Below are 22,122 nucleotides of genomic sequence, written 5' to 3'. Positions count from 1 at the left end.
AAGGCAATGGGTACCCAGGCACTCGACGGCGAGATCATCGCGACCCGGCTGGACGACGTGCGCGCTTATGACGGCGTACTGACCCGGCGCGTGCTCGCCTTCTGCATCGACTATATGATCGTCGCAATCCTCGTCATTCCCTTCGCGATACTGATCGCCATCTTCGGGATCCTGACGCTCGGCCTTGGTTGGATGCTGTTCAGCATTCTCGTGCCGGCGGTGGCGCTCGTCTATGTCTGGAACACGCTCGGCGGCCCCAACCAGGCCACGGTCGGCATGCGCATGATGGGCATTCGCCTCGACAGGCTGGACGGCAGCCGTGTCGACGGCATGCTTGCCGTGGTCCATTCCGTTCTGTTCTGGGGGCTGAATGTCGTGCTGACGCCGCTGATCCTGCTTGCGACGCTGTTCACCGACCGCAAGCGCGCCGTTCACGATCTGCTGCTCGGCACCGTGGTCACGCGCGCAGACCGCTGACATGGCGTTTGGCGCACCGCGAACGGTCCCGCCGCATCGCCGACAGCGATCACAATAGCGATCAGGAATATTGAGTTGAATTTTTCGCTGCTGGGGCCATGGTAGTGTTGTTCGCGGGAGCCTAACCTACGCGCCATGACGCACCATACGACACAGTCGCCCCAATTCTTCCTGACCGCGCCTTCGCCGTGCCCCTATATTGAAGGCCAGTTCGAGCGGAAGGTGTTCACGCACCTGGTCGGCGACAAGGCTCCCGAGATGAACGACCTGTTGACGCAGGGAGGCTTCCGCCGTTCGCAGAACATTGCCTACCGGCCTGCCTGTGAATCCTGCCGCGCCTGCGTCTCGGTGCGCATCCTTGCCGGCGAGTTCCAGGCGACGAAGAACATGCGGCGGGTCATCCAGCGCAATTCCGACCTGATCGGCGCCATGCACGACGCCGAGCCCTCAACCGAGCAATATTCGCTGTTTCGGCGCTATCTCGACGCCCGCCACCGCAAGGGCGGCATGTCGGACATGACGGTGCTCGACTACGCCATGATGGTGGAGGATACCCACGTCGATACCAAGATCATCGAATACCGCAAGCGCGGGCCGGACAGTTTCATCACCGGCCGGGGGCAGGGCGAGCTGATCGCCGTCGCACTTTCGGACAAGATGGCCGACGGCATGTCCATGGTCTATTCCTACTTCAATCCGGACTTCGAGGATCGCTCGCTCGGCACCTTCATGATCCTCGACCACATCGCGCGCGCCCGCGCCGCCGGCCTGCCCCATGTCTATCTCGGCTATTGGGTCAATGGCTCGCGCAAGATGAGCTATAAGGTGCGCTTCATGCCGCAGGAGCATCTCGGCCCGAGGGGCTGGGAGCGCTACGAGCACGAGGCTGTCTGACCGGCTTCGACAAGTCCGTCGCACCATCTCCCTACCTTCCGGAGCCGTTTTTACGTGTTCGCCAGTTCGTCCAATCACGCGAAGGGTTTCGCGTTGACCGCGCTCGGCGGTCTGACGCTTACAGTCGATATCCCGCTGATACGCCTTGCCGGCGGCGATCACTGGACCATCCTGCTTTTGCGCAGTTCCACGACGCTTGCCGTGACGCTGCTGATCTGGCTTGCCTGGCGTTGGCTGCGCGGCAATGCCCCGCCGCTGGTGCCCGGTCGTTCCGGACTTGCTGTCGCATTGTTCTACGGCCTCGGCTCCATCAGCTTCATCACCGCCGTGTTTCACACCTCGACCGCCAACCTCGTCTTCATCCTTGTCTTCAACACGATGTTCGCCGCGCTGCTCTCCTGGCTGGTGCTCGGCGAACGGCCGCGCACCGCAACACTGATCGCCATGGTCCTCATGACCGGCGGCGTGCTGGTCATCGTCAGCGACTCGATCGGCACCGGCCAACTGTTCGGTGATCTGATGGCTCTGGCGAGTTCCCTGTTCCTCGCCTCGGCGATCACGGTTTCCCGCGCCAGCGGCAAGGACATGGGATTTACCGCGCTCGTTGCGGTGCTCCTGCCGTTTGTGCTCGCTGTGGTCATGGTTCAGAAGACCGGCTTCCAGGTCGAGGCTCCCTGGTGGATCATTCTCAACGGTGGCGTCATCATGCCCATCGCCTTCTTCTGCCTCGCCACCGGCCCCAAATACATTTCCGGCCCGGAAGTGGCGATGTTCTATCTTCTCGAAACCGTGCTCGCGCCGGTCTGGGTGTGGATGATCTTCGCCGAAATCCCGTCCAGGAACAGCCTGATCGGCGGCGCGATCCTGGTCGTCACGCTCATCGTGCATTCGCTCTGGCAGCTCAATCAAGTGGCGCGTGAGATTGGTCGCTCCAATTCCCTTCGTTTCCCGGCGCCCCTTAGCTGACGCAAGATGAAGTTACGTGGAGTTGGTGCGCCGGGTACGGTTTGAAAGACAGAGGCCGCGCTCGCAATTTGTGATGAAAAAGGAACGTTTTGAACTCACCAGCGTAACTTGTTGATTCTGGCGATGAACGGCGCCGGCAACTCGAAAATGGCAGAGAGGCAGACTTGGTGCTGGATGACGTTGCGCGCGAGAACACCGGCCGCTCCACAGCACTGGCCATAGCGGTGGTCCCGCTTTTCTTCGTCATCAGCGGAATTGTCATCCGCTATGCCGCATTCACCGTAGTCTGGCCTGACCATAGCCTGCAGCCTTATATTCAATCGCTGTGCAGGTGGGATTGCTCCTGGTATGTGGGCATTTCCGAGAAAGGCTACGAAGGCTTTCCGATCCCCGGCGAGAGCAATGTCGGGCGTTGGGGCTTTTTCCCGCTCTATCCGATGCTGGTTGCGGGGCTCAGGGCTGTTTTCCCGTTTCCCACCGCCATCGTCGCAATCGCCACGTCCATCGCACTCAGCTACGCCTCTTGCCTGGTATCGTGGCAGTTGCTCGACAGGAACATGCGCGCCTACATACTTTATTGCGCTTTCCTGCTCAGCGGTCCGTTCTCCTTCTATTTCACCACTTTCCTCTCGGAGCCCCTATTCGTGCTCCTGACGTCGTGTGTCTTTCTGGCGCTGAAACGCTCCAGCTATCTGGCAGCAGGCGTTTTCTCCGCGCTGTTGTCGGCCACGCGTCTCGTCGGGGTCTTCGTCGTCTTCGCAACGGTGATCCAGATGTTCCAGGAGCATCGGAAGCGGGGCGGACCGGTCCTGTCTTTCCCTCGCCTTGTGCTTTCACGGCCGGATCTCCTCGTCGCCATCCTGATCTCGCCTGCCGGCCTCTTTGCCTATATGCTGTATCTCCATCTCACCGTTGGGGATGGCTTCGCCTTCGTCCATGTGCAGCGCGCCTTCGGGCGGGCGACGGGCAATCCGCTCCAGTTCCTGTGGGACGCGTTCTCAGCCACACCGGCGACAGGATGGCTGCCGACTTCGCCGCAGTGGAGCGCATTCGCCTGCGTGGCCGGGCTGGCGCTCTCGGCCGTCCTGGCGTTTCGCAGGCAGTATGGCGCCGCGCTTTTCTGCACGCTCGGCATCGTGCTGCCGCTGCTGACGAACCTGGCTTCGATGGTGCGGTATGTCGTGGGGCTGGCGCCGCTGGTCCTGTTGGCCATGACCCTGCTTGCGGCACACAGGGCGACCTTTTATGCGGCCTTGGTCCTGCTGCCCGCCACCTGCTATTTCACCATGATCGCCTGGATGAGAGGCTACCTTGCCCTGGTCTAGCTTTCCGATGCCGCCATATGGGCGCGCAGCTTTCGTCGGCTTCTATGCGCTGGCGACGCTGCTGGCTGGCAGCGAGGTCGCCATCCTCGGGCTGGCTCTCAATCCGCAGGTCCATCCGGACTACCGCGCCTTCTATATCGACGAGACGACCACGTGCCTCAACCGCGACCGCATCGGCAGCTACAGCCTTGGCGAAACGATTTCATTCCTGCACCTGGGAAAACAGCGGGAGAGGATGAAACGCGCCGACAGCATGAAGGTGTGCGGCTGGACCGGGCCGACCGGCGACGGCACGCATTCCCTGGGCGAGGCCTCGCGGCTCCGCGTGAAAATCCCGGAAATCCCCGGCGATCTAACCGCCACGCTGGAAATGGCTCCGATGCTTCGCCCGCCGCAAATCACTCAGAGGGTGATCATATCGGTGAATGGCGTTCGCGTGCATGAAACAACGCTCTCGGGCGAAGCGCCTCAGAAAGTCTCCTTCGTGGTCCCGCAGGCGGTTCTCGCCGGGGCGGAAGCGCTCGACATGGCCTTCGACTATCCCGACTCTATCCGGCAGACGCCGGTTGCAAGCAACATCTATGACCGCGCGATCAAGCTGGTGTCGTTCAGGTTGGACGTTGCCGATGGTGGCGCTACGGATCGGACTTCCGCTCCGCAAACACCCACCGGTCCAGCACCAGGAGATTGAGTGCCGGGATCAGGATGCATGTGACCAGCACGGGGACGATGCCCGGCAGGCCGAATATGCCCGTCAGCAGCGCAGGCGCCAAATAGGCGACCGCGAGACCCGTCGCCGTCAGAAGCAGAAAGCGTGGCCCCTCCGTCCGATGCGGCCCTCGCGACATGAAGGTCACCGATTTGTGGGCAAGATAGGAAAACAGCGCAGCCGCGGCATAGGCTGCGAGAGAGGCCGGGACGGCGGTCAAGCCGACCCATTCCCGGTTCATGAACACGATGGCGAGCGCGGCATAAATGGCCGTAGCCGCGATGCCGACCAGACCGAAGCGCATCAGGAGCTTCGGCCCCAGGCCGGCGCCCAGGTGTTTTTTAGGCGCGCGCGCTGCACGCATATTGCGCCCCCAGGGGAAAAGCGCCCAGCGAGCGCTCGAGTTTTCGGGCCAGGCGGCCGGCCCGCGGCCAAAGCAGGAAATGCTCCGACTGAATTTCCCCGAATCCGGTTGCACGAAAGAGCGTCTCGGTCATGGCGGCACGGAGCAGCACGGCGTCCTTGTCGAAAGGGCATCGCAGGACGGCGAGGCGCGTCAATGGATTCCAGGGGTTGTGCTCGATAATGCAGGCAACACCTCCCGGCCGCAGGACGCGGCGCATCTCCCGGAGGAAATCCGGCCAGGCTTCCGGCAGGACATGGTGGAGGACGCAACTGGCGAAGGCCAGATCAAAGGCGCCATCGTTATAGGGCAGCAGCGCGGATCGACAGACGCTATAGGCGACGTCGGGATTGCCCCGGCGTGCGCGGAGGATCGATTCTTCCGAGACGTCGCAGCCGTCCAGGCTCGCGAAGGCGCCCCCGAGATGCCTATGAAGCGAACCGATACCGCAGCCGACGTCCAACGCCCGCACGCCGGCGCCGTCCCGCCCGAGGCCGCGCTCGACGATCACGCGTCGCAGCAGGTCGGCCTTTGCCTTCAGAAAGAAATCATGCCGCAGCCCGGAAAACCGGATCGATCCCTCGACCGCCTGCCCGTAGCTGTCTCGATACTCGTCGAACAGGCTGGCCATCAGCCGAGCTTCCGATCTTTGCTCAGCGAAAGGACTCGGTGGCTTTCACCCGAGACGGCAGCGGGGGTCGGCTCCTCGAACCCCGCTGTCCGCTCGACCACATAAAGAGGCCGGCGTTTCACTTCGGCATGGATGCTGCCGACATAGAGCCCGACCACTCCTATCATGAAGAGATTGATGCCGGAGAGGAGCGAGACGATCACCACGACGGACGTCCAGCCGGCAACAACTCCTGTCTCGAAGATCCAGGAAAACATCGCGTAAGCGCCAAACACCATGGCAAGCGCTGAAATGGCCAATCCGGCCCAGAGCGCCAGATGCAGCGGCTTTTCCGAGAAGCTGACGATGCCGTGGATGGCAAGATGCATCATCTTCCAGAAGGGGTATTTGGTCTGACCCACTGTTCGCGCGGGGCGTTCGAACGGTACGGCGGCCTGCTTGAATCCCATCCAGCCGAACATGCCCCTCACAAAACGATCATGTTCGGGCATGTGCTTGAAGGTTTCCAAGGCATTGCGGCCCACCAGGCGGAAGTCGCCGACATCGCGCGGAATGTGAACCGGCGTCATGCGCTCCAGCAAGCGGTAGAAGAGACGTGCGGTGAATCGCTTGAACCAGGTTTCCCCTTGCCGGCTGACACGCCGCGCATAAACGATCTCGAAGCCTTCCTTCCACTTGGCCACCAAATCGAGCACGACCTCCGGCGGGTCCTGAAGGTCGGCGTCCATCACGATGACGGCGTCGCCCCTGGCGGCTTCCATGCCTGCCGTAATCGCGATCTGATGTCCGAAATTGCGGGAAAGCTCGACCAGACGGAAGCCCGGCTCGGCGGCAATCATCTCTCGAAGGTAGCCGACGCTTCCATCCTGGCTGCCGTCATCGACGAAGATCACCTCGGTCTCGCCGTCCAGCCGGCGAAGCAGCAACTTTATCCGCCCGATCAGTCGAGGCAGCACCTCTTCCTCGTTGCAGATAGGAATCACGAGCGAGTATCGTGGGGGCGACACGTTTATCCCGTCCGTTGGTGCAGCCTGACAGTCGGCGCAACAGCAATGGAATATTCGCTAAAAAGTTCCCGGTTCCGGGTACGTGCTCGGTCAGTTATTCGATTTGCCGACCGGCGATCATGACCAACAACGATCGGCTACCTTGCGGACGGACTACCAGCGGTCGCGTGAACAACTGCTCTGCGGCAACCCCACGAAGGTCAGGCCGAGGCATTGGCAGAACACATGCACGCTCGATGCTAAAGTGGCGCGGACCCGAATCACCGGAGCTTTTTCGTGGACATCAGCGAACGCGCAAAAATGGCCGCCGGCGAGTGGTACACCTGCATCGACCCCGAACTGGAGGCGCTGCGGGCCGCCGCGCACGACGCCGTGCACGAGCACAATTCGATGCGGCCCGGCGAGCGCGGAAACATGGGACCGGCGCTGCGGCTTCTGCTTGCGCAAGTCGGCGACAATGCCCGGGTCGAAGCGCCATTCCACTGCGCGTACGGCATCAACATCGAACTGGGCGACGACGTATTCCTCAATGCCGGCTGCACCATCCTCGACACCGCCCGGGTGAGGATCGGCAGTTCCGCGCTTCTCGGCCCGAACGTGCAGATCTACTGCGCCGAGCACCACAAGGATGCGGCGCTGCGCAGCGCCGGGCTGGAGATCGCCCGGCCGGTCGAAATCGGCGAGGACGTATGGATCGGCGGCGGCGCGATCATTCTGGCCGGCGTTTCGATCGGCGATGGAGCCATCGTGGGGGCGGGCTCGGTGGTGACCAGGAATGTACCCGCCGGCGCTACCGTGGTCGGCAACCCGGCGCGGCCCATTCCCGCTTGAACCGTGGCCGCAGCTTGGCGCAAAGCGGCCAGCAAATTTCGCGCTGCGAGCGTGGCGGGACCGGGGCAACTGTGCTAATTGCCGGCCCCATCGCGAAGCCCCGGACACGATTGTCCGCCCCACCGAGGATTGAACCGTCATGGCAACAGCAGCAGCGGCCGCCGCTCAACATTTCGAGACCTTTTTCGGAGCCGAACTGGCGGAGACCGATCCGGAGATTTTCGGCGCCATCCGCCAGGAACTCGGCCGCCAGCGCCACGAGATCGAGCTGATCGCCTCGGAAAACATCGTTTCCCGCGCGGTCCTGGAAGCGCAGGGCTCGATCATGACCAACAAATATGCCGAGGGCTATCCGGGCAAGCGCTATTACGGCGGCTGCCAGTTCGTCGATATCGCCGAGGAACTGGCGATCGAGCGCGCCAAGAAGCTGTTCGACTGCAATTTCGCCAACGTCCAGCCCAATTCCGGCAGCCAGATGAACCAGGCGGTGTTTCTGGCGCTGCTGCAGCCGGGCGACACCTTCATGGGCCTCGACCTGAATTCGGGCGGGCACCTGACGCACGGCTCGCCGGTCAACATGTCGGGCAAATGGTTCAACGTCGTCTCCTACGGCGTGCGCAAGGACGACCATCTGCTCGACATGGACGAAGTGGCGCGGCTGGCGCGCGAGAACAAGCCGAAGCTGATCCTGGCCGGCGGCACCGCCTATTCGCGCATCTGGGACTGGAAGCGCTTTCGCGAGATCGCCGACGAAGTGGGCGCCTGGCTGATGGTGGATATGGCCCATATTGCCGGCCTCGTCGCCGGCGGCATGCATCCGTCACCGCTGCCGCATGCGCATGTCGTGACGACAACAACGCACAAGTCGCTGCGCGGCCCCCGCGGCGGCATGATCCTGACCAATGACGAGGACATCGCCAAGAAGATGAACTCGGCGGTGTTTCCCGGCCTGCAGGGCGGGCCGCTGATGCATGTGATCGCGGCCAAGGCGGTCGCCTTCGGCGAGGCGCTGAAGCCGGAGTTCAAGGTCTATGCCCAGAATGTCGTCGCCAACGCCAAGGCGCTGGCCGACAGCCTGAAGTCGACCGGCCTCGATATCGTCTCGGGCGGCACCGACAACCATCTGATGCTGGTGGACCTGCGCCCCAAGAACGCTACCGGCAAGCGCGCCGAAGCCGCGCTCGGCCGCGCCAACATCACCTGCAACAAGAACGGCATCCCGTTCGATCCGGAAAAGCCGTTCGTGACTTCGGGCGTTCGCCTCGGCACGCCCGCCGGCACGACGCGCGGCTTCGGCGCGGCCGAATTCCGCGAGATAGGCAATCTGATCGCCGAGGTGCTCGACGGGCTGAAGGCGGCGAACTCGGACGAGGGCAACGCGACAGTGGAAGCCGCGGTCAAGCAGAAGGTGATGGCGCTGACGGAGCGGTTCCCGCTTTATCCATATCTGGGATAACGGTCGGGCGCTGCTTTGCACTTTTCCGGCAAAGGCACTAAGCCTTTGCCGATCCGAGAATCGCTGCAAAACAAAGGCTGTCCATGCGTTGCCCCTACTGTCAGTCGGAAGATACGCAGGTAAAGGACTCCCGTCCCGCCGAGGACGGGGCGGCGATCCGCCGGCGAAGGGTCTGCCCGGATTGCGGCGGCCGCTTCACCACATTCGAGCGCGTGCAGCTGCGTGATCTCGTCGTCGTCAAGAAATCCGGCCGCAAGGTGCCGTTCAGCCGTGACAAGCTGCTGCGCTCGATGGAAATCGCCGTGCGCAAGCGCAATGTCGATCCCGAGCGCATCGACCGCGCCGTGACCGGCATCGTGCGCCAGCTCGAAAGCTCGGGCGAGACGGAAGTGACCTCCGGCGAGGTCGGCCGGCTGGTCATGGAAGCCCTGAAGGCGCTGGACGACGTCGCCTATGTGCGCTTCGCCTCGGTCTATCGCAATTTCCGCGAGGCCAAGGATTTTCATGAGGTGCTGGGCGAGCTCAAGGGCGACGAGGACGGCGGCTGAGCCATGACCGGCAGGGCGGTCAGCCAGGATGAGCGCGAGGAGACCGACCGCCGCCTCATGGCGGCGGCGCTCAGGCTGTCGAAAAAACACTCGGGACTTACTTTCACCAATCCCTCGGTCGGGACGCTGATCGTACGCGACGACGGCGACGGCCCGGTCATCGTCGGGCGCGGCGTCACCGCGATCGGCGGGCGGCCGCATGCCGAGGCGGAGGCGTTGGCCGAAGCCGGCGATCTGGCGCGCGGTGCGACCGCTTACGTCACGCTGGAACCTTGCGCCCATCATGGCCGAACGCCGCCCTGCGCCAACGCGCTGGTGACGGCGGGCGTTACCCGCGTGGTCGGTGCGGCCAGCGACCCGGACCCGCGCGTCTCGGGCAATGGCTATGCGATCCTGCGGGTGGCCGGCATCGAGGTCATCGAGCGGATTCTAGCCGACGAGGCCGCCGCGCAGATGGCCGGCTATCTCATCCGATCGTTGAAAAAACGTCCACAAGTGACACTGAAGCTGGCGGTTTCAAGCGACGGGATGATCGGGCGGCAGGGCGCGGGGCAGGTGCCGATCACCGGTCCGGTGGCGCGCAGGCAAGTTCACCTGATGCGGGCCGAGGCCGACGCCATCCTGGTCGGCATCGGCACCGCACTGGCCGACGATCCGGATCTGACCGTCCGGTTGCCGGGGCTGGAAGCACGGTCGCCGGCGCGGATCGTGATCGACCGCCACGCGCGCCTGCCGCTCGGGTCAAAACTGGTGCAGACCGCGCAACGTGTGCCCGTGCTCATCGCGGCTGCCCCGGAGGCCGATCCCGAGCGCAAGGCGGCGCTCGAAAGCGCCGGTGTGAAGGTGCTGGCGACGGAGACCTATGAGGGCCGGGTGGCGCTGCCGGAATTTCTCGAAGATCTCGCCGCGCAAGGCATGTCGAACATCCTAGTAGAGGGCGGCGCCGACACGGCGCGCTATTTCCTCGACGAGGGGCTGATCGACCGCATCGCGCTGTTTTTCGGCCCGGCATCGGTCGGGGAGGGCGGGATTGCCGCCCCGCTCGACCGCGACCATATACCGGCGGACTTCCGGCTTCTCGGCGAAGCCCGTTTCGGCGATGATTCCTATGCCGAATGGATAAGGGGTTTCTGATGTTCACCGGAATTGTCACCGATGTGGGCACGGTCGCCCAGGTTTCGCCGCTGCCGCAGGGCGTGCGGCTGAGGATCGACACTGCCTACGACCCAGCATCCATCGCCATCGGCGCATCGATCTCCTGCGCCGGCGTCTGCCTGACGGTGGTGGCGCTTCCCGAACAAGGCTCGAACCAGCGCTGGTTCGAGGCGGAAGCCTGGGAGGAGGCGCTGCGCCTGACGACGGCCGCCGGATGGCAGGCCGGCACGCGCATCAATCTCGAACGCGCGCTGAAGATCGGCGACGAGCTCGGCGGCCACATCGTTTCGGGCCATGTCGACGGTATGGCCGAAATCGTGGAGCGGAAGGACGAGGGCGACGCCGTGCGCTTCCGGCTCGAAGCGCCGCGCGAACTTGCAAAGTTCATAGCGCCGAAGGGCTCGGTGGCGCTCGACGGCACCTCGCTGACGGTCAACGGCGTCGAGGGCAGGCTGTTCGACGTGCTTCTGATCCATCATTCGCTGACCGTCACCACCTGGGGCGAGCGGCAAGTGGGCGACCGCGTTAATCTCGAAGTCGACACGATGGCGCGCTACGCCGCCAGGCTGGCGGAGGCGGCGAGTGAGGATCAAGAATTCGGCTAGGTGCGTGGGGCCGGTCGTCGAGTTGGTTCTGCGGCGATGCTTCCACCCGATCAGGAATTCCGGAAGGACTTCCAGCGGGTCAGCCGCTCCGCAATAAGCGCCGCACGTTTTTGATCATAGCGACCGTCCAGAATATTCACGTCGTCCGGATCGGCGCGCAACCAGACACCGGCAGTCCGCGTGCTAACACTCGGATCCGTATCCGCGCGAGTCGTGAAGTAGCCGGTTGCGCGATCAGCGGATTCCAGCCGGATCTCACCGACTCCCTCCAGTTGCGGCGCGTTCGGATCCAACGGCCGCTCGCCCTTCCAATACCAGAAGACGCCGGAAGACTTTTCCCTCTCTTTTACCGCCTCGCTCCAATATCTTGCCGACAGACTTCCATCCTCTCGCCATGCACGGCCCGTCAGTTCGAGGGCGCCGTTGCGATTGCGCGAAATCTTCAGGAGGCTGACGGCATCGGGTTCCTTTGCGGTGCGCTCCGTCAAGGAGAAGTGCCACCAAGAGCCCTCAATGCGCGTAACGCGACCCTCGTTTTCGATTGCGTTCCGGACTTTCTGGTTAACGGTTCTCATCTCGGACGCCGTCATCGCGCCGGCGTAGCGTACACATGTGAGGCCCAGGAGGTCGCTTGGAAGCTTCGCCCCACTCGCATGCAGAATGAAGGTTCGGCGCATACCCAGGACGCCGCCGAAAAGGCCGGCTTCGAACACAACATTGTCTCGTGGAGACGCCTGACCCGGCCCAGGCTCCGAAGCCGACGGGCTCACCGTCGTCCAGTCGTCTTGCGCGAAGACAAACGCGGCAAAATCGACTTCTTGGGTAAGCTCAAGGAGGCGTTCCAGTGTAGACATCCCAGGATTGAAGGATGTCGTCCAGGGTTCGACGCGCGCGATGTCGCTGAGACCGCGTGTCAGCGCCTGAAGCAGCTTCTCCTGTTTCCCTGACGAGCCCAAAAAGATTCGAGGCTTGTCCATCGGTTCCTCCAGCGCGACATTCCATGGTCAACATGCACCGCGAATTGATTGCATCGTGGCGAGTCTGTCAAACGGCGGTGCACGTTCTGTCGGCAATATCCCATGCACCACGCGATTGCTTCCAAACTGGCACGAACCGCTTGCGGTGAAACCCGGTTCGGCCTAAGTCACCGGCAATCCCGGAGACATTCATGGCAGCTACCAAAAAACCTCATCTTTTGATCGTCGAGGCGCGCTTCTACGACGGCCTTGCCGACGCGCTGCTCGAAGGCGCAAAGGCCGCGCTCGACGAGGTGGGCGCGACCTACGACGTCGTCACCGTTCCCGGCGCGCTGGAAATCCCGGCGGTGATAACCTTCGCGCTGGTCGGCGCGGAGGAGGGCGGCACCGATTATGACGGCTTCGTCGCGCTCGGCACCGTGATCCGCGGCGACACCTATCATTTCGATATCGTTGCCAATGAATCGTCGCGCGCGCTGATGGACCTCGCGGTCGAGGGCTCGCTCGCCATCGGCAATGGCATTCTCACCACCGAAAACGACGAGCAGGCATGGGTGCGGGCACGCCGCAGCGAGGGCGACAAGGGCGGCTTTGCCGCACGGGCGGCGCTCACCATGATCGCGCTTCGCGAACGGCTCGGAGCCTGAGACCGGTGAGCCGACCAGACGGGGGCGATCAGCCCGCCAACCGACAGGCCAACAAGCGCGGCGCAGCCAGGCTCGCCGCCGTCCAGGCGCTCTACCAGATGGACGTGGCCGGCGCCGGCCTGCTGGAAATCACCGCCGAATACGAAGCTTTCCGGCTGGGCAAGGAGGTCGACGGCGCGCTCTACCGCGAGGCCGATCCGCAGTGGTTCCGCGCCATCCTGGCAGGCGTCGTCGAAAACCAGAAGACTGTCGATCCGGTCATCCGCCAGGCGCTGACCGAGGATTGGCCGCTGTCCAGGCTGGACTCGACCCTGCGCGCCATACTGCGCGCCGGGGTCTATGAACTGATGCAGCGCGCCGACGTGCCTGTTGCCGTGATCGTCTCGGAATATGTCGACATCGCCAAGGCGTTCTACGTCGAGGACGAACCTAAGCTGGTCAACGCAGTACTCGACCGCGTGGCGCGCAGGATGCGCGGCGAGGGCCGTGGAAAAGACGCTTCATAAACTGTCAGCTATCGCGTACATGCCGGTGCCGGCAATTCCGCGGTCGCCTTCACTTGGCAACTCGTTCTTCCTTGCGGCGGTACTGGAATCCGTTCGCCCGCAGTGTTTGCAAAGCGACAGAATGCAGCGGTCGCGAAAGTAGGCGATGATCTCCCTGTCGGGCGGACGATGCGCAAGGCTGGGTTCGAGACTATCCAGCGGCACATGGTGCGAATAGAAAGAGTGCTTCAGATTCTCGCTTGACATATGAGAGTATGGTACATTCAATTGAATTATTGAATGTACCATACTCGACGCGGCAGTAGACTCCGGGATTTCAGGAAATGAGCCAGCCGACTGCAAGCGAAGCCAGGCGCACCGCACTCATTCTGGCGGCGTCGCAGGCAATAGTCGGCTCGGCAGCACCTATTTCCATCTCGATCGGCGCGCTCGCCGGCTTCTACCTGCTCGGCGCGGACAAGTCGCTCGCCACAGCGCCGGTGACCGGCTTCAACGTCGGCGTGGCGCTGGGCGCCTTGCCTGCGGCGGCAATCATCAAGCGGGCAGGGCAGCGCAACGGCTTTCTCACCGGAACGGCGGTGACGGCGGCCGGCGGCGCGCTCGCCACCGCGGCCATGTTCGCCGACGATTTCTGGCTTTTCGCGCTCGGATTGCTGGTCGTCGGCATCGGCGGCGGTTTCGTGCAGCAATTCCGCTTCGCCGCCGCCGACAACGCGCCGCCCGAATTCAAGGCGCGCGCCATCTCCTTCGTGCTCGCGGGCGGTGTGGTGACGGCAATCCTCGGGCCGCAGATCGTCATCTTCACGCGCGAATTGTTGGCGCCGGTGATGTTTGCCGGCTCCTTCGCTGCCATCATGGTTCTGGCGGCCGTCGGGGCCGTCATTCTGTCTTTCCTGCGGGCTCCGGCCAAACATTCAACCGGCAGCGAGATTGCCGAAGAGCCGGCGCGACCGCTTGCGGAGATTGTCGCGCAGCCGCGCTTCGTCGTGGCGCTCCTGTGCTCGGTTGGTACGTTCGCGCTGATGAGCTTCGTCATGACCGGCGCGCCGCTCGCCATGGTCGGCTGCGGCTTCTCGACCGATGAGGCTACGCTCGGCATCTCCTGGCATGTGATGGCGATGTTCGCGCCGAGTTTCTTCACCGGACGGCTGATCCACCGCTTCGGCGCCGAGACGATCGTCGCCACCGGCCTCGCCTTGCTGGTCGGCTGCGCACTGATCGCGCTTTCCGGCATCGCGCTATGGCAATTCTGGTCGGCGCTTATCCTGCTCGGTCTCGGCTGGAATTTCGGCTTCATCGGTGCGACCGCCATGGTCGCCGACACCTACCGCCCGTCGGAAAAAGGCAAGGTCCAGGGCATCCACGACCTGGTGCTGTTCTCCAGCGTGGCCTTCGCCTCGCTGATGTCGGGCGCGGTCTACAATGCCTATGGCTGGGACATGCTGAACTGGGTGGTGTTCCCGATCGTGGCGGTGTGCCTGGGGGCGCTGGTGGTGCTCATTTTCTCGCGCAACCGCGCCGACCGGGTTGTCGAAAACGAGGGATAGTCTGGCATACATCTGAGGTGGCTGATGGCTGGCTTGGAATCCTGTACCAATTTTGGTGCAGGATTGGGAGATGCCGAATCTGAAGCCTATCCCGCTGGTATTTTGGAAGTCGGCATCGGGCCGAAACCCCACTGGCGGATTTGACGCTCGCGCGCCAGCGCTTCAAGGAATTGTCATCATGAGCAAGGAAAACAAGCATCTGGGTTCGAGCTTCGAAAGCTGGCTCGACGAAAAGGAGATCCGCGAGGAAGTCACGGCAGCAGCCGTCAAAGCTGTGATTGCGCATCAACTGGCCGAAGAGATGAAAAAGAAGCGGATCACGAAAAAGCGGATGGCCGAACTCATGAAGACCAGCCGTGCTCAGGTGGATCGCCTGCTCGGTCCGGACAGCGGATCGGCGACCATTGAAAGCCTTCAACGCGCTGCCCGTATCGTCGGACGAGATATCAGCCTGCAACTGGTATAGAGTGAAGCTGGGTGACGGACCTCGTCAGATGTCCTCCTGATCTATGTCGGCCAATTTCAGCAAGTGCCTTGCAAGTCCTTGTTTCAGGGGCTTGCTTCCATGGATCGGTATGGAGAGACGGACGATCGAGCCCGCCTTCCCGTAGATGTGGTGACTGCCGGATATCCTGAGCAATGACCATCCACGCTTCTCAAGCGCACGAGCAAGAGCTTTGCCCGTGACGACGGTCAAACAGCAATCTCTATGATGCGACTCGGGTCCGAGGTTGTCGGCGGTTCGATATCGACCGAAAGACAACCTTCGATCGCCTCGCGGATATTGATCATCAGTTCGTCCATCGTATCGCCCTGGGACGCACAGCCCGGCACAGCAGGGACTTCCGCCCAGTACCCGCCTTCCTCCGCTTCGTGAACGACGACTTTGAACTTCATCCTGATGCTCCTGACTGCAGGAGAATAAGCATATTTATTGCATTTTCAAATGCGCGCGCTCTTGGGCGGCTAACACTCCGAGATTTCAACAGCCGTCTAGCCCCGCCGCACCGCCCATCGCCATCCATGGCGAAAACGGGGCAAAAGCATAGCGGTATCTTGACGCGCCCAAGCCGGTTTCGCATACACCGCTGCGAAAGCCCGGATTCTGTCAGCTATGCTGTCCGGATTCGGGCTCCATCGCATCGGTCCCGGGGAGGGGAATTTCCGGGCCAGAAAATCAGGGAAGAATTCGGCAATGACCATGCTTTACGTCGTCATCGCCTGCGGCCTGCTTTCCATCCTGTACGCCATCTGGGCGACACGGTCGGTTCTCGCATCCGACCAGGGAAATGCACGCATGCAGGAAATCTCGGGCGCCATCCGCGAGGGTGCGCAGGCCTATCTGGCGCGGCAATACACCACCATCGCCATCGTTGGCGTAGTCGTGCTGCTGCTCGCCTGGTGGCTGCTCTCCGCGAGCGCTGCGATCGGCTTCCTGATCGGCGCCGTTCTGTCGGGCGCTGCCGGCTTTATCGGCATGCACGTGTCGGTCCGCGCCAATGTGCGCACCGCCCAGGCTGCATCCAACAGCCTCGCAGCCGGCCTCGACATCGCCTTCAAGTCGGGCGCCATCACCGGCATGCTGGTGGCCGGTCTCGCCCTCCTGGGCGTGTCCGTCTACTACTGGATCCTGACCGGGCCGATGGGTCTTGCGCCCGACGACCGCACGGTCATCGACTCGCTGGTCTCGCTCGGCTTCGGCGCCTCGCTGATCTCGATCTTCGCGCGTCTGGGCGGCGGCATCTTCACCAAGGGCGCGGATGTCGGCGGCGATCTCGTCGGCAAGGTCGAAGCCGGTATCCCCGAAGACGACCCGCGCAACCCGGCCACCATCGCAGACAATGTCGGCGACAATGTCGGCGACTGCGCCGGCATGGCTGCCGATTTGTTCGAAACCTATGCCGTGACCGTCGTCGCCACCATGGTGCTCGCCGCGATCTTCTTCGGCGGCACGGCCATCCTCGGCAGCGTCATGCTCTATCCGCTCGCCATCTGCGGCGCCTGCATCGTCACCTCGATCATCGGCACCTTCTTCGTCAAGCTCGGCTCCAACGGCTCGATCATGGGCGCGCTCTACAAGGGCCTGATCGTGACTGGCCTGCTGTCCATCGTCGGCCTCGGCGCAGCCACGTCGCTGACCATCGGCTGGGGTGAGATCGGCACTGGCGGCGGCGTCGCCATCACCGGGCAGAACCTGTTCATCTGCGGCATTATCGGCCTTGTGGTGACCGGCCTGATCGTGGTGATCACAGAATACTACACCGGCACCAACAAGCGTCCGGTCAATTCGATCGCCCAGGCCTCGGTCACCGGCCACGGCACCAACGTCATCCAGGGCCTTGCGGTTTCTCTGGAATCGACGGCGCTGCCGGCGATCGTCATCGTCGGAGGCATCATAACCACCTACCAGCTCGCCGGTCTGTTCGGTACGGCGATCGCGGTGACGACGATGCTCGGCCTTGCCGGCATGATCGTGGCGCTCGACGCCTTCGGCCCGGTCACCGACAATGCCGGCGGTATCGCCGAAATGGCGGGCCTGCCCAAGGAAGTGCGCCAGTCGACCGACGCGCTCGACGCGGTCGGCAACACCACCAAGGCGGTCACCAAGGGCTACGCAATCGGCTCGGCCGGCCTCGGCGCGCTGGTGCTGTTTGCGGCCTACAGCTACGACCTGCAGTACTTCGCGGCCAACTCCGCGCAGTTCCCGTATTTCGCGGATATCGGCACGGTCTCCTTCGACCTCTCCAACCCCTATGTCGTTGCCGGCCTGATCTTCGGCGGCCTCATCCCGTATCTGTTCGGCGGCATCGCCATGACCGCCGTCGGCCGCGCCGCGGGCTCGATTGTGGAAGAAGTACGCAAGCAGTTCCGCGAAGATCCGGGCATCATGAAGGGCACTTCGAAGCCCAACTATGCCCGCGCCGTCGACCTTCTGACCAAGGCTGCGATCAAGGAAATGATCATCCCGTCGCTGCTGCCGGTGCTGGCGCCGCTGGTCGTCTATTTCGGCGTGCTGCTGATCTCGGGCTCCAAGGCCTCGGCCTTTGCCGCGCTCGGCGCATCGCTGCTCGGCGTCATCGTCAACGGCCTGTTCGTCGCCATCTCCATGACTTCGGGCGGCGGCGCCTGGGACAACGCCAAGAAGTCGTTCGAGGACGGATTTGTCGACAAGGACGGCGTCAAGCACTTGAAGGGTTCCGAAGCCCACAAGGCCTCGGTGACCGGCGACACGGTCGGCGATCCCTACAAGGACACCGCCGGCCCGGCCGTCAACCCGGCCATCAAGATCACCAACATCGTGGCGCTCCTGCTGCTGGCCGTGCTCGCACACGGGTAAGCCTGAGCGTCCATTCGCAAAGCAAAAGCCCCGCGGGAGCGATCCCGCGGGGCTTTTGCTTGAGGTGTCCGCCCGGCGCCGGTTTTACTGGCTGGCGCCGGGGAGGCTGGTCGGCATGCCGGCGGCGCCCGCCAGCAGCTGGCCGATAAAGTTCTGGTCCTTGCCTCCGGTCGGCGTGGTGCGGGAGATGAAGTCGAACACCTTGCCGTCCTGCAGGCCGTAATGGGCGATATTTGTGACGCGCCCGTCCTCGCCGAAATAGACCGCCAGTATGCGCTGGTCGACAAGCTTGGGCTTGGCGAAGGCGACGGCGCGGCGGCGGGTCTGGGAAATGTAGTAGAAGACCTCATTGTCGAAGGTCGCCGTGGTCGACGGGCTGCCCAGCGCCAGGATCACCTGTTCGCGGCTCGAGCCGACCGGCACCAGATCGATCTGCTGCTGGTCGATGACATAGCCCTGCGTCAGCGTCTCGCTCGGGGTCAGGTCGCCGAAGGTCTTGGAGGTATTGCAGGCGGAAAGCGTCAGCGCCGTTCCGAGCAGGCATGCCGCTCCGGCCAGGCGCGGCGAAAATGCGGTCTTGAAATCCTGGCAGGCCAACAACAACTCCCATCCCAAATTCGATATCGCGGCCCGCCTTGCGCGGAGCCGCAAAACCGGTAAACCAGCTTGCGCGCCGATGCAACAAGCCCGCCGGTGAAACGGTTCCTCGAGGAGACCGCCGATGTTCAAACGCCTGTTTGGCGGCGACCGCAACGCCAACCGCGCGATCACGGACGCGCTCTACGGTGAAATCGTGGCGGCCGCGCGGCAGCCTGTGCTTTATTCGGACTGGAACGTGCCGGACACGCCGCTCGGCCGTTTCGAGATGCTGTCGCTGCATATGTTCCTGTTCCAGCATCGCCTGCGCGGCGAGGCCGGGGTCTCGCGCGAGATTGCCCAGGAGCTGACCGACGATTTCTTCACCGATCTCGACCATTCGCTGCGCGAGCTCGGCATAGGCGACGCCGGCGTGCCGAAGCGTATGAAGAAGCTGGCGCGGATGTTTTACGGCCGCACCAAGTCCTATGACGACGCGCTCGAGGCGGGCGACCGGGCTGCGCTTGCCGCCGCCCTGGCGCGGAACGTCCGTCCCGAAGCCGGCGACTGGCCGCAAGCCGATGCGCTGGCCGGCTACGTGTTCGAGGCCGTCGCCGCGCTCGCGCGGCAGCCGTCCGCGGCGATCCATGGCGGCGCGATCGGCTTTCCCGCGCCGCAGCCGGGTTGAAAGGAGCCTGCGATGAAACATCACCATGAACAGCCGACGAGCCCGGTTTCGTTCAACGTCAATGTCGCGCGGCTGCCGCAAAAGGGCATGCCGGTGGTGATCGAGGCAAACGAGAAGCAGCTTGCGGCGCTCGCGGAAGAGCACGGCCTGCTTTCGATGAAGAATTTCCGCGCGGAACTGCATGTCGGTTCCTGGAAGCGCAATGGGGTGAAGGTTTCGGGCGTCGTCGCGGCCGACATCGTGCAGGCCTGCGTGGTGACGCTCGAACCGCTCGACACCCATATCGAGGAGGAGGTCTCGGGGCTGTTCCTGCCGGAGGATTCGAAACTCGGCCGGCTCGGCTTCGAGGGCGGCGGCGAGATCATGCTCGATGCCGAAGGGCCCGACAGCCCGGAAATCTTCTCCGGCGACACCATCGATGTCGGCGCGTTGGCGGAGGAGTTCTTCGGCTTGGCCATCGATCCCTATCCGCGCAAGGGCGACGTGGCGCTGGAGGCTCCGGCTTCCGATGCAGGCGAGGAGGTCGTCGAGACCGAATTGCAGCGAAAGCTGCGCTCGCTGATCGATAAATCCTGAAAACACCCGGGCAAGTTCCGAAATCGCGGTTGTGCGGCTCCGCAAAACCGCTATTTTCCCCCGTGCCTGACCAAGGCAGCCGAGTAATGTGAGATGATTGCCGAGTGATCAGGATTTCCATCGATGCCATGGGCGGCGATCACGGGCCGGCGGTAGTCATCCCCGCGTTGATGATGGTCGCGACGCGCCGCCCCGATGTGCGGTTCAAGGTCTATGGCCGCTCGGAAGTGGTCCGGCCGGAACTGGACAAGTTCCCCAAACTCGCCGCCATCACCGAGTTCATCCATTGCGATGTCGCGGTGCGCATGGACGACAAGCCGAGCAAGGCGCTGCGCCACGGTCGCTGGAAGTCGTCAATGTGGAAGTCCATCGAGGCGGTAAAGACGGGTGACGCCGACGCCTGCGTGTCGGCCGGCAATACCGGCGCGCTGATGGCGATGTCGAAATTCTGCCTGCGCACCATGGCCACGATCGAGCGGCCGGCGATCGCGGCGATCTGGCCGACGCTGCGCGGTGAGAGTGTGGTGCTGGACGTCGGCGCCACGATCGGCGCGGACGCCCACCAGCTTATCGATTTCGCCATTCTCGGCACCGCCATGGCGCGGGCGCTCTATGGAATGGACAAGCCGACCGTCGGCCTGCTCAACATCGGCGTCGAGGAGGTCAAGGGCCAGGAAGAGGTCAAGGAAGCGGGCCGGCTGCTGCGCGAAGCCAGCATGATGTCGATGGGCTATCACGGTTTCGTCGAAGGCGACGACATCGGCAAGGGCACGGTCGACGTGGTGGTCACCGAAGGGTTCGCCGGCAATATCGCGCTGAAGACTGCCGAAGGCACGGTGCGGCAGATCTCGACCTATTTGCGTGCCGCGATGAGCCGGACGCTGATGGCCAGGATCGGCGCTGTCTTCGCCAAGGGCGCGTTCAACACGCTGAAGGAGAAGATGGATGTGCGCAAGGCCAATGGCGGCGTATTCCTGGGGCTCAACGGCATCGTCGTGAAGAGCCATGGCGGTACCGACGATGAAGGTTTTGCGGCGGCGATCGAACTCGCCTACGATATGACCCGCAATCGGCTGCTCGACCGGATCGAGGCCGACCTCGACCTGTTCCATGCGCGTCACCCGAAATCTTCGCTCAGGCCGGCAGCCGCTGCCGGCGATGCTATTGAATAGGAATTAGTTCCAGATGATCAGATCAGTCGTGCGTGGCATCGGATCCGCGTTGCCGCGTCGCATAATGAAGAATACCGATTTCGAAGGCGTGCTGGAAACGTCCGACGAATGGATCGCCCAGCGCACCGGCATCCGCCAGCGCCACATCGCCTCCGACGACGAGACGACGGCGTCGCTGGGCGAGGCGGCGGCGCGCGCCGCGCTCGACGATGCCGGGCTGACGCCGGCCGACATAGACCTGATCGTGCTCGCCACTTCGACGCCGAACAACACATTTCCCGCGACCGCGGTGGAAATCCAGAACCGCCTCGGCATGCATCACGGCTTTGCCTTCGACATGCAGGCGGTGTGTTCGGGCTTCGTCTATGCGGTCGCCACCGCCGATCTCTACGTTCGCGGCGGTCTCGCCAGGCGCGTGCTGGTGATCGGCTCCGAGACGTTTTCGCGCATTCTCGACTGGACCGACCGCTCGACCTGCGTGCTGTTCGGCGACGGGGCAGGGGCCCTGATCCTCGAGGCGCAGGAGGGCGAGGGAACGATCGCCGATCGCGGCGTGCTCGCCGCCAGCCTGCGCTCCGACGGCGTTCACAAGGATAAGCTCTACGTCGACGGCGGCCCCTCCACCACCGGCACGGTCGGCCTGCTGCGCATGGAAGGCCGCGAGGTGTTCAAGCACGCGGTCGGAATGATCACCGACGTGATCGAGGCGACTTTTTCGCAGGCCGGCATCGCCGCCGAGGACCTCGACTGGTTCGTGCCGCATCAGGCCAACAAGCGCATCATCGATGCCTCCGCCAGGAAGCTCGGCATCGCCGACGAAAAAGTCGTGGTGACCGTCAATCTGCATGGCAACACCTCGGCGGCGTCGGTGCCGCTGGCGCTTGCCGTGGCCGTGGCCGATGGGCGCGTGAAGAAGGGCGATCTGGTGCTGCTGGAAGCCATGGGCGGCGGCTTCACCTGGGGCGCCGTGCTGCTGCGCTGGTGATCGGCTGCTCTCATTAGCCGGAGCAGCCTTGCCGCAGCGCGGATCATCAAGTCAATTCAACATCATTGCGGCGAACGCGCCGGTTCTGTCCTTGACCTTGTCGG

At 63.5% G+C, this 22,122-nt stretch carries 25 protein-coding genes and 2 pseudogenes; 20 read left to right on the top strand and 7 right to left on the bottom strand.

Going from position 1 to position 22,122, the window contains the following annotated elements; genetic code table 11:
* Window positions 1-6: 6 nt before the first annotated feature.
* The 5 genes from MAXJ12_RS14880 to MAXJ12_RS14860 all read left to right on the top strand — a co-directional run bounded on the left by MAXJ12_RS14880 (window position 7) and on the right by MAXJ12_RS14860 (window position 4,353).
* Window positions 7-477, top strand: coding sequence for an RDD family protein (locus MAXJ12_RS14880; RefSeq protein WP_008836727.1), 471 nt, complete (start codon window positions 7-9; stop codon window positions 475-477).
* A gap of 135 nt (window positions 478-612) precedes the next feature.
* Entirely contained in the window at window positions 613-1,371 is a 759-nt protein-coding gene (locus tag MAXJ12_RS14875) for an arginyltransferase (RefSeq protein ID WP_008836726.1), read from the top strand.
* A gap of 54 nt (window positions 1,372-1,425) precedes the next feature.
* Entirely contained in the window at window positions 1,426-2,337 is a 912-nt protein-coding gene (locus MAXJ12_RS14870) for a DMT family transporter (protein ID WP_008836725.1), read from the top strand.
* A 167-nt stretch (window positions 2,338-2,504) separates the two neighbouring features.
* Entirely contained in the window at window positions 2,505-3,662 is a 1,158-nt protein-coding gene (locus MAXJ12_RS14865) for a hypothetical protein (RefSeq protein WP_139043901.1), read from the top strand.
* Window positions 3,649-4,353: a hypothetical protein gene (locus tag MAXJ12_RS14860; protein ID WP_193364356.1), complete on the top strand. Its 705-nt coding sequence runs from the start codon at window positions 3,649-3,651 to the stop codon at window positions 4,351-4,353. The genes MAXJ12_RS14865 and MAXJ12_RS14860 overlap by 14 nt, the downstream gene beginning before the upstream one ends.
* On the opposite strand, the gene MAXJ12_RS14855 is transcribed toward MAXJ12_RS14860, so the two are convergent.
* Genes MAXJ12_RS14855 through MAXJ12_RS14845 form a run of 3 tightly spaced genes read right to left on the bottom strand, consistent with a single transcriptional unit; the run spans window position 4,298 to window position 6,388 of the window.
* Window positions 4,298-4,735, bottom strand: coding sequence for a GtrA family protein (locus MAXJ12_RS14855; protein ID WP_008836722.1), 438 nt, complete (start codon window positions 4,733-4,735; stop codon window positions 4,298-4,300). The two genes, MAXJ12_RS14860 and MAXJ12_RS14855, sit on opposite strands and share 56 nt — an antisense overlap.
* Window positions 4,713-5,405, bottom strand: a complete 693-nt coding sequence (locus MAXJ12_RS14850) for a class I SAM-dependent methyltransferase (RefSeq protein WP_008836721.1) — start codon at window positions 5,403-5,405, stop codon at window positions 4,713-4,715. The genes MAXJ12_RS14855 and MAXJ12_RS14850 overlap by 23 nt, the downstream gene beginning before the upstream one ends.
* Entirely contained in the window at window positions 5,405-6,388 is a 984-nt protein-coding gene (locus MAXJ12_RS14845) for a glycosyltransferase family 2 protein (protein ID WP_008836720.1), read from the bottom strand. Before MAXJ12_RS14845 ends, MAXJ12_RS14850 begins: the two co-directional genes overlap by 1 nt.
* Before the next feature lie 324 nt (window positions 6,389-6,712).
* On the opposite strand from MAXJ12_RS14845, the pseudogene MAXJ12_RS40025 reads away from it, so the two are divergent.
* From MAXJ12_RS40025 to MAXJ12_RS14820, 6 genes and pseudogenes are all read left to right on the top strand, one after another.
* Window positions 6,713-6,853, top strand: a pseudogene (locus MAXJ12_RS40025) (maltose acetyltransferase domain-containing protein); the annotation flags it as partial.
* A 234-nt stretch (window positions 6,854-7,087) separates the two neighbouring features.
* Window positions 7,088-7,228 (top strand): annotated as a pseudogene (locus tag MAXJ12_RS40020) (DapH/DapD/GlmU-related protein); the annotation flags it as partial.
* Window positions 7,229-7,382: 154 nt separating this feature from the next.
* Window positions 7,383-8,699, top strand: coding sequence for a serine hydroxymethyltransferase (gene glyA / locus MAXJ12_RS14835; RefSeq protein WP_008836718.1), 1,317 nt, complete (start codon window positions 7,383-7,385; stop codon window positions 8,697-8,699).
* A gap of 83 nt (window positions 8,700-8,782) precedes the next feature.
* Complete coding sequence (gene nrdR / locus MAXJ12_RS14830; RefSeq protein WP_008836717.1) at window positions 8,783-9,247, top strand: transcriptional regulator NrdR; 465 nt, start codon at window positions 8,783-8,785, stop codon at window positions 9,245-9,247.
* 3 nt (window positions 9,248-9,250) lie between these two features.
* Window positions 9,251-10,381 carry a bifunctional diaminohydroxyphosphoribosylaminopyrimidine deaminase/5-amino-6-(5-phosphoribosylamino)uracil reductase RibD gene (ribD, locus tag MAXJ12_RS14825; protein ID WP_008836716.1) on the top strand — a complete coding sequence of 377 codons (1,131 nt, stop codon included), beginning with the start codon at window positions 9,251-9,253 and terminating at the stop codon, window positions 10,379-10,381.
* Complete coding sequence (locus MAXJ12_RS14820) at window positions 10,381-11,007, top strand: riboflavin synthase (RefSeq protein ID WP_008836715.1); 627 nt, start codon at window positions 10,381-10,383, stop codon at window positions 11,005-11,007. Before ribD ends, MAXJ12_RS14820 begins: the two co-directional genes overlap by 1 nt.
* A 50-nt stretch (window positions 11,008-11,057) precedes the next feature.
* On the opposite strand, the gene MAXJ12_RS14815 is transcribed toward MAXJ12_RS14820, so the two are convergent.
* Window positions 11,058-11,984 (bottom strand): TIR domain-containing protein, encoded by a 927-nt coding sequence (locus MAXJ12_RS14815; protein ID WP_008836714.1) that lies wholly within the window; start codon window positions 11,982-11,984, stop codon window positions 11,058-11,060.
* A gap of 191 nt (window positions 11,985-12,175) precedes the next feature.
* On the opposite strand from MAXJ12_RS14815, the gene ribH reads away from it, so the two are divergent.
* The 4 genes from ribH (at window position 12,176) to MAXJ12_RS14795 (ending at window position 15,150) form a co-directional block, all read left to right on the top strand.
* Entirely contained in the window at window positions 12,176-12,631 is a 456-nt protein-coding gene (gene ribH, locus MAXJ12_RS14810) for a 6,7-dimethyl-8-ribityllumazine synthase (RefSeq protein ID WP_008836713.1), read from the top strand.
* A gap of 5 nt (window positions 12,632-12,636) precedes the next feature.
* Window positions 12,637-13,137, top strand: coding sequence for a transcription antitermination factor NusB (gene nusB / locus MAXJ12_RS14805; protein ID WP_008836712.1), 501 nt, complete (start codon window positions 12,637-12,639; stop codon window positions 13,135-13,137).
* A gap of 323 nt (window positions 13,138-13,460) precedes the next feature.
* Window positions 13,461-14,684, top strand: a complete 1,224-nt coding sequence (locus tag MAXJ12_RS14800; protein ID WP_008836711.1) for an MFS transporter — start codon at window positions 13,461-13,463, stop codon at window positions 14,682-14,684.
* Between the two features lie 70 nt (window positions 14,685-14,754).
* A complete protein-coding gene (locus MAXJ12_RS14795; RefSeq protein ID WP_008836710.1) occupies window positions 14,755-15,150 on the top strand; it encodes an XRE family transcriptional regulator in 396 nt (131 codons plus the stop codon).
* A 24-nt stretch (window positions 15,151-15,174) separates the two neighbouring features.
* Here MAXJ12_RS14795 and MAXJ12_RS40015 read toward each other — a convergent pair whose 3' ends face one another.
* Window positions 15,175-15,381, bottom strand: a complete 207-nt coding sequence (locus tag MAXJ12_RS40015; protein WP_008836709.1) for a type II toxin-antitoxin system HicA family toxin — start codon at window positions 15,379-15,381, stop codon at window positions 15,175-15,177.
* Window positions 15,378-15,581 (bottom strand): type II toxin-antitoxin system HicB family antitoxin, encoded by a 204-nt coding sequence (locus tag MAXJ12_RS14785; RefSeq protein ID WP_008836708.1) that lies wholly within the window; start codon window positions 15,579-15,581, stop codon window positions 15,378-15,380. The genes MAXJ12_RS40015 and MAXJ12_RS14785 overlap by 4 nt, the downstream gene beginning before the upstream one ends.
* A gap of 298 nt (window positions 15,582-15,879) precedes the next feature.
* On the opposite strand from MAXJ12_RS14785, the gene MAXJ12_RS14780 reads away from it, so the two are divergent.
* Window positions 15,880-18,021: a sodium-translocating pyrophosphatase gene (locus tag MAXJ12_RS14780; protein WP_008836707.1), complete on the top strand. Its 2,142-nt coding sequence runs from the start codon at window positions 15,880-15,882 to the stop codon at window positions 18,019-18,021.
* An 84-nt stretch (window positions 18,022-18,105) separates the two neighbouring features.
* Here MAXJ12_RS14780 and MAXJ12_RS14775 read toward each other — a convergent pair whose 3' ends face one another.
* A complete protein-coding gene (locus MAXJ12_RS14775; protein WP_008836706.1) occupies window positions 18,106-18,618 on the bottom strand; it encodes an outer membrane protein assembly factor BamE in 513 nt (170 codons plus the stop codon).
* 124 nt (window positions 18,619-18,742) lie between these two features.
* Here MAXJ12_RS14775 and MAXJ12_RS14770 point away from each other — a divergent pair, with 124 nt between their 5' ends.
* The 4 genes from MAXJ12_RS14770 (at window position 18,743) to MAXJ12_RS14755 (ending at window position 22,018) form a co-directional block, all read left to right on the top strand.
* Complete coding sequence (locus tag MAXJ12_RS14770; RefSeq protein ID WP_008836705.1) at window positions 18,743-19,285, top strand: ubiquinol-cytochrome C chaperone family protein; 543 nt, start codon at window positions 18,743-18,745, stop codon at window positions 19,283-19,285.
* A gap of 12 nt (window positions 19,286-19,297) precedes the next feature.
* The gene (locus tag MAXJ12_RS14765; protein WP_008836704.1) at window positions 19,298-19,861 is read left to right on the top strand and encodes a YceD family protein; all 564 of its coding nucleotides are present in this window, start codon (window positions 19,298-19,300) and stop codon (window positions 19,859-19,861) included.
* A gap of 104 nt (window positions 19,862-19,965) precedes the next feature.
* Complete coding sequence (gene plsX, locus MAXJ12_RS14760) at window positions 19,966-21,033, top strand: phosphate acyltransferase PlsX (protein WP_008836703.1); 1,068 nt, start codon at window positions 19,966-19,968, stop codon at window positions 21,031-21,033.
* Window positions 21,034-21,046: 13 nt separating this feature from the next.
* Window positions 21,047-22,018: a beta-ketoacyl-ACP synthase III gene (locus tag MAXJ12_RS14755; protein ID WP_008836702.1), complete on the top strand. Its 972-nt coding sequence runs from the start codon at window positions 21,047-21,049 to the stop codon at window positions 22,016-22,018.
* Window positions 22,019-22,122: the final 104 nt, after the last annotated feature.

Source organism: Mesorhizobium alhagi CCNWXJ12-2 (assembly GCF_000236565.1).
In the GTDB taxonomy this organism is placed as follows: Bacteria; Pseudomonadota; Alphaproteobacteria; order Rhizobiales; family Rhizobiaceae; genus Allomesorhizobium; species Allomesorhizobium alhagi.
The sequence above is the reverse complement of the archived record's forward strand: the minus strand, read 5'-3'. Positions and strand labels throughout refer to the sequence as shown.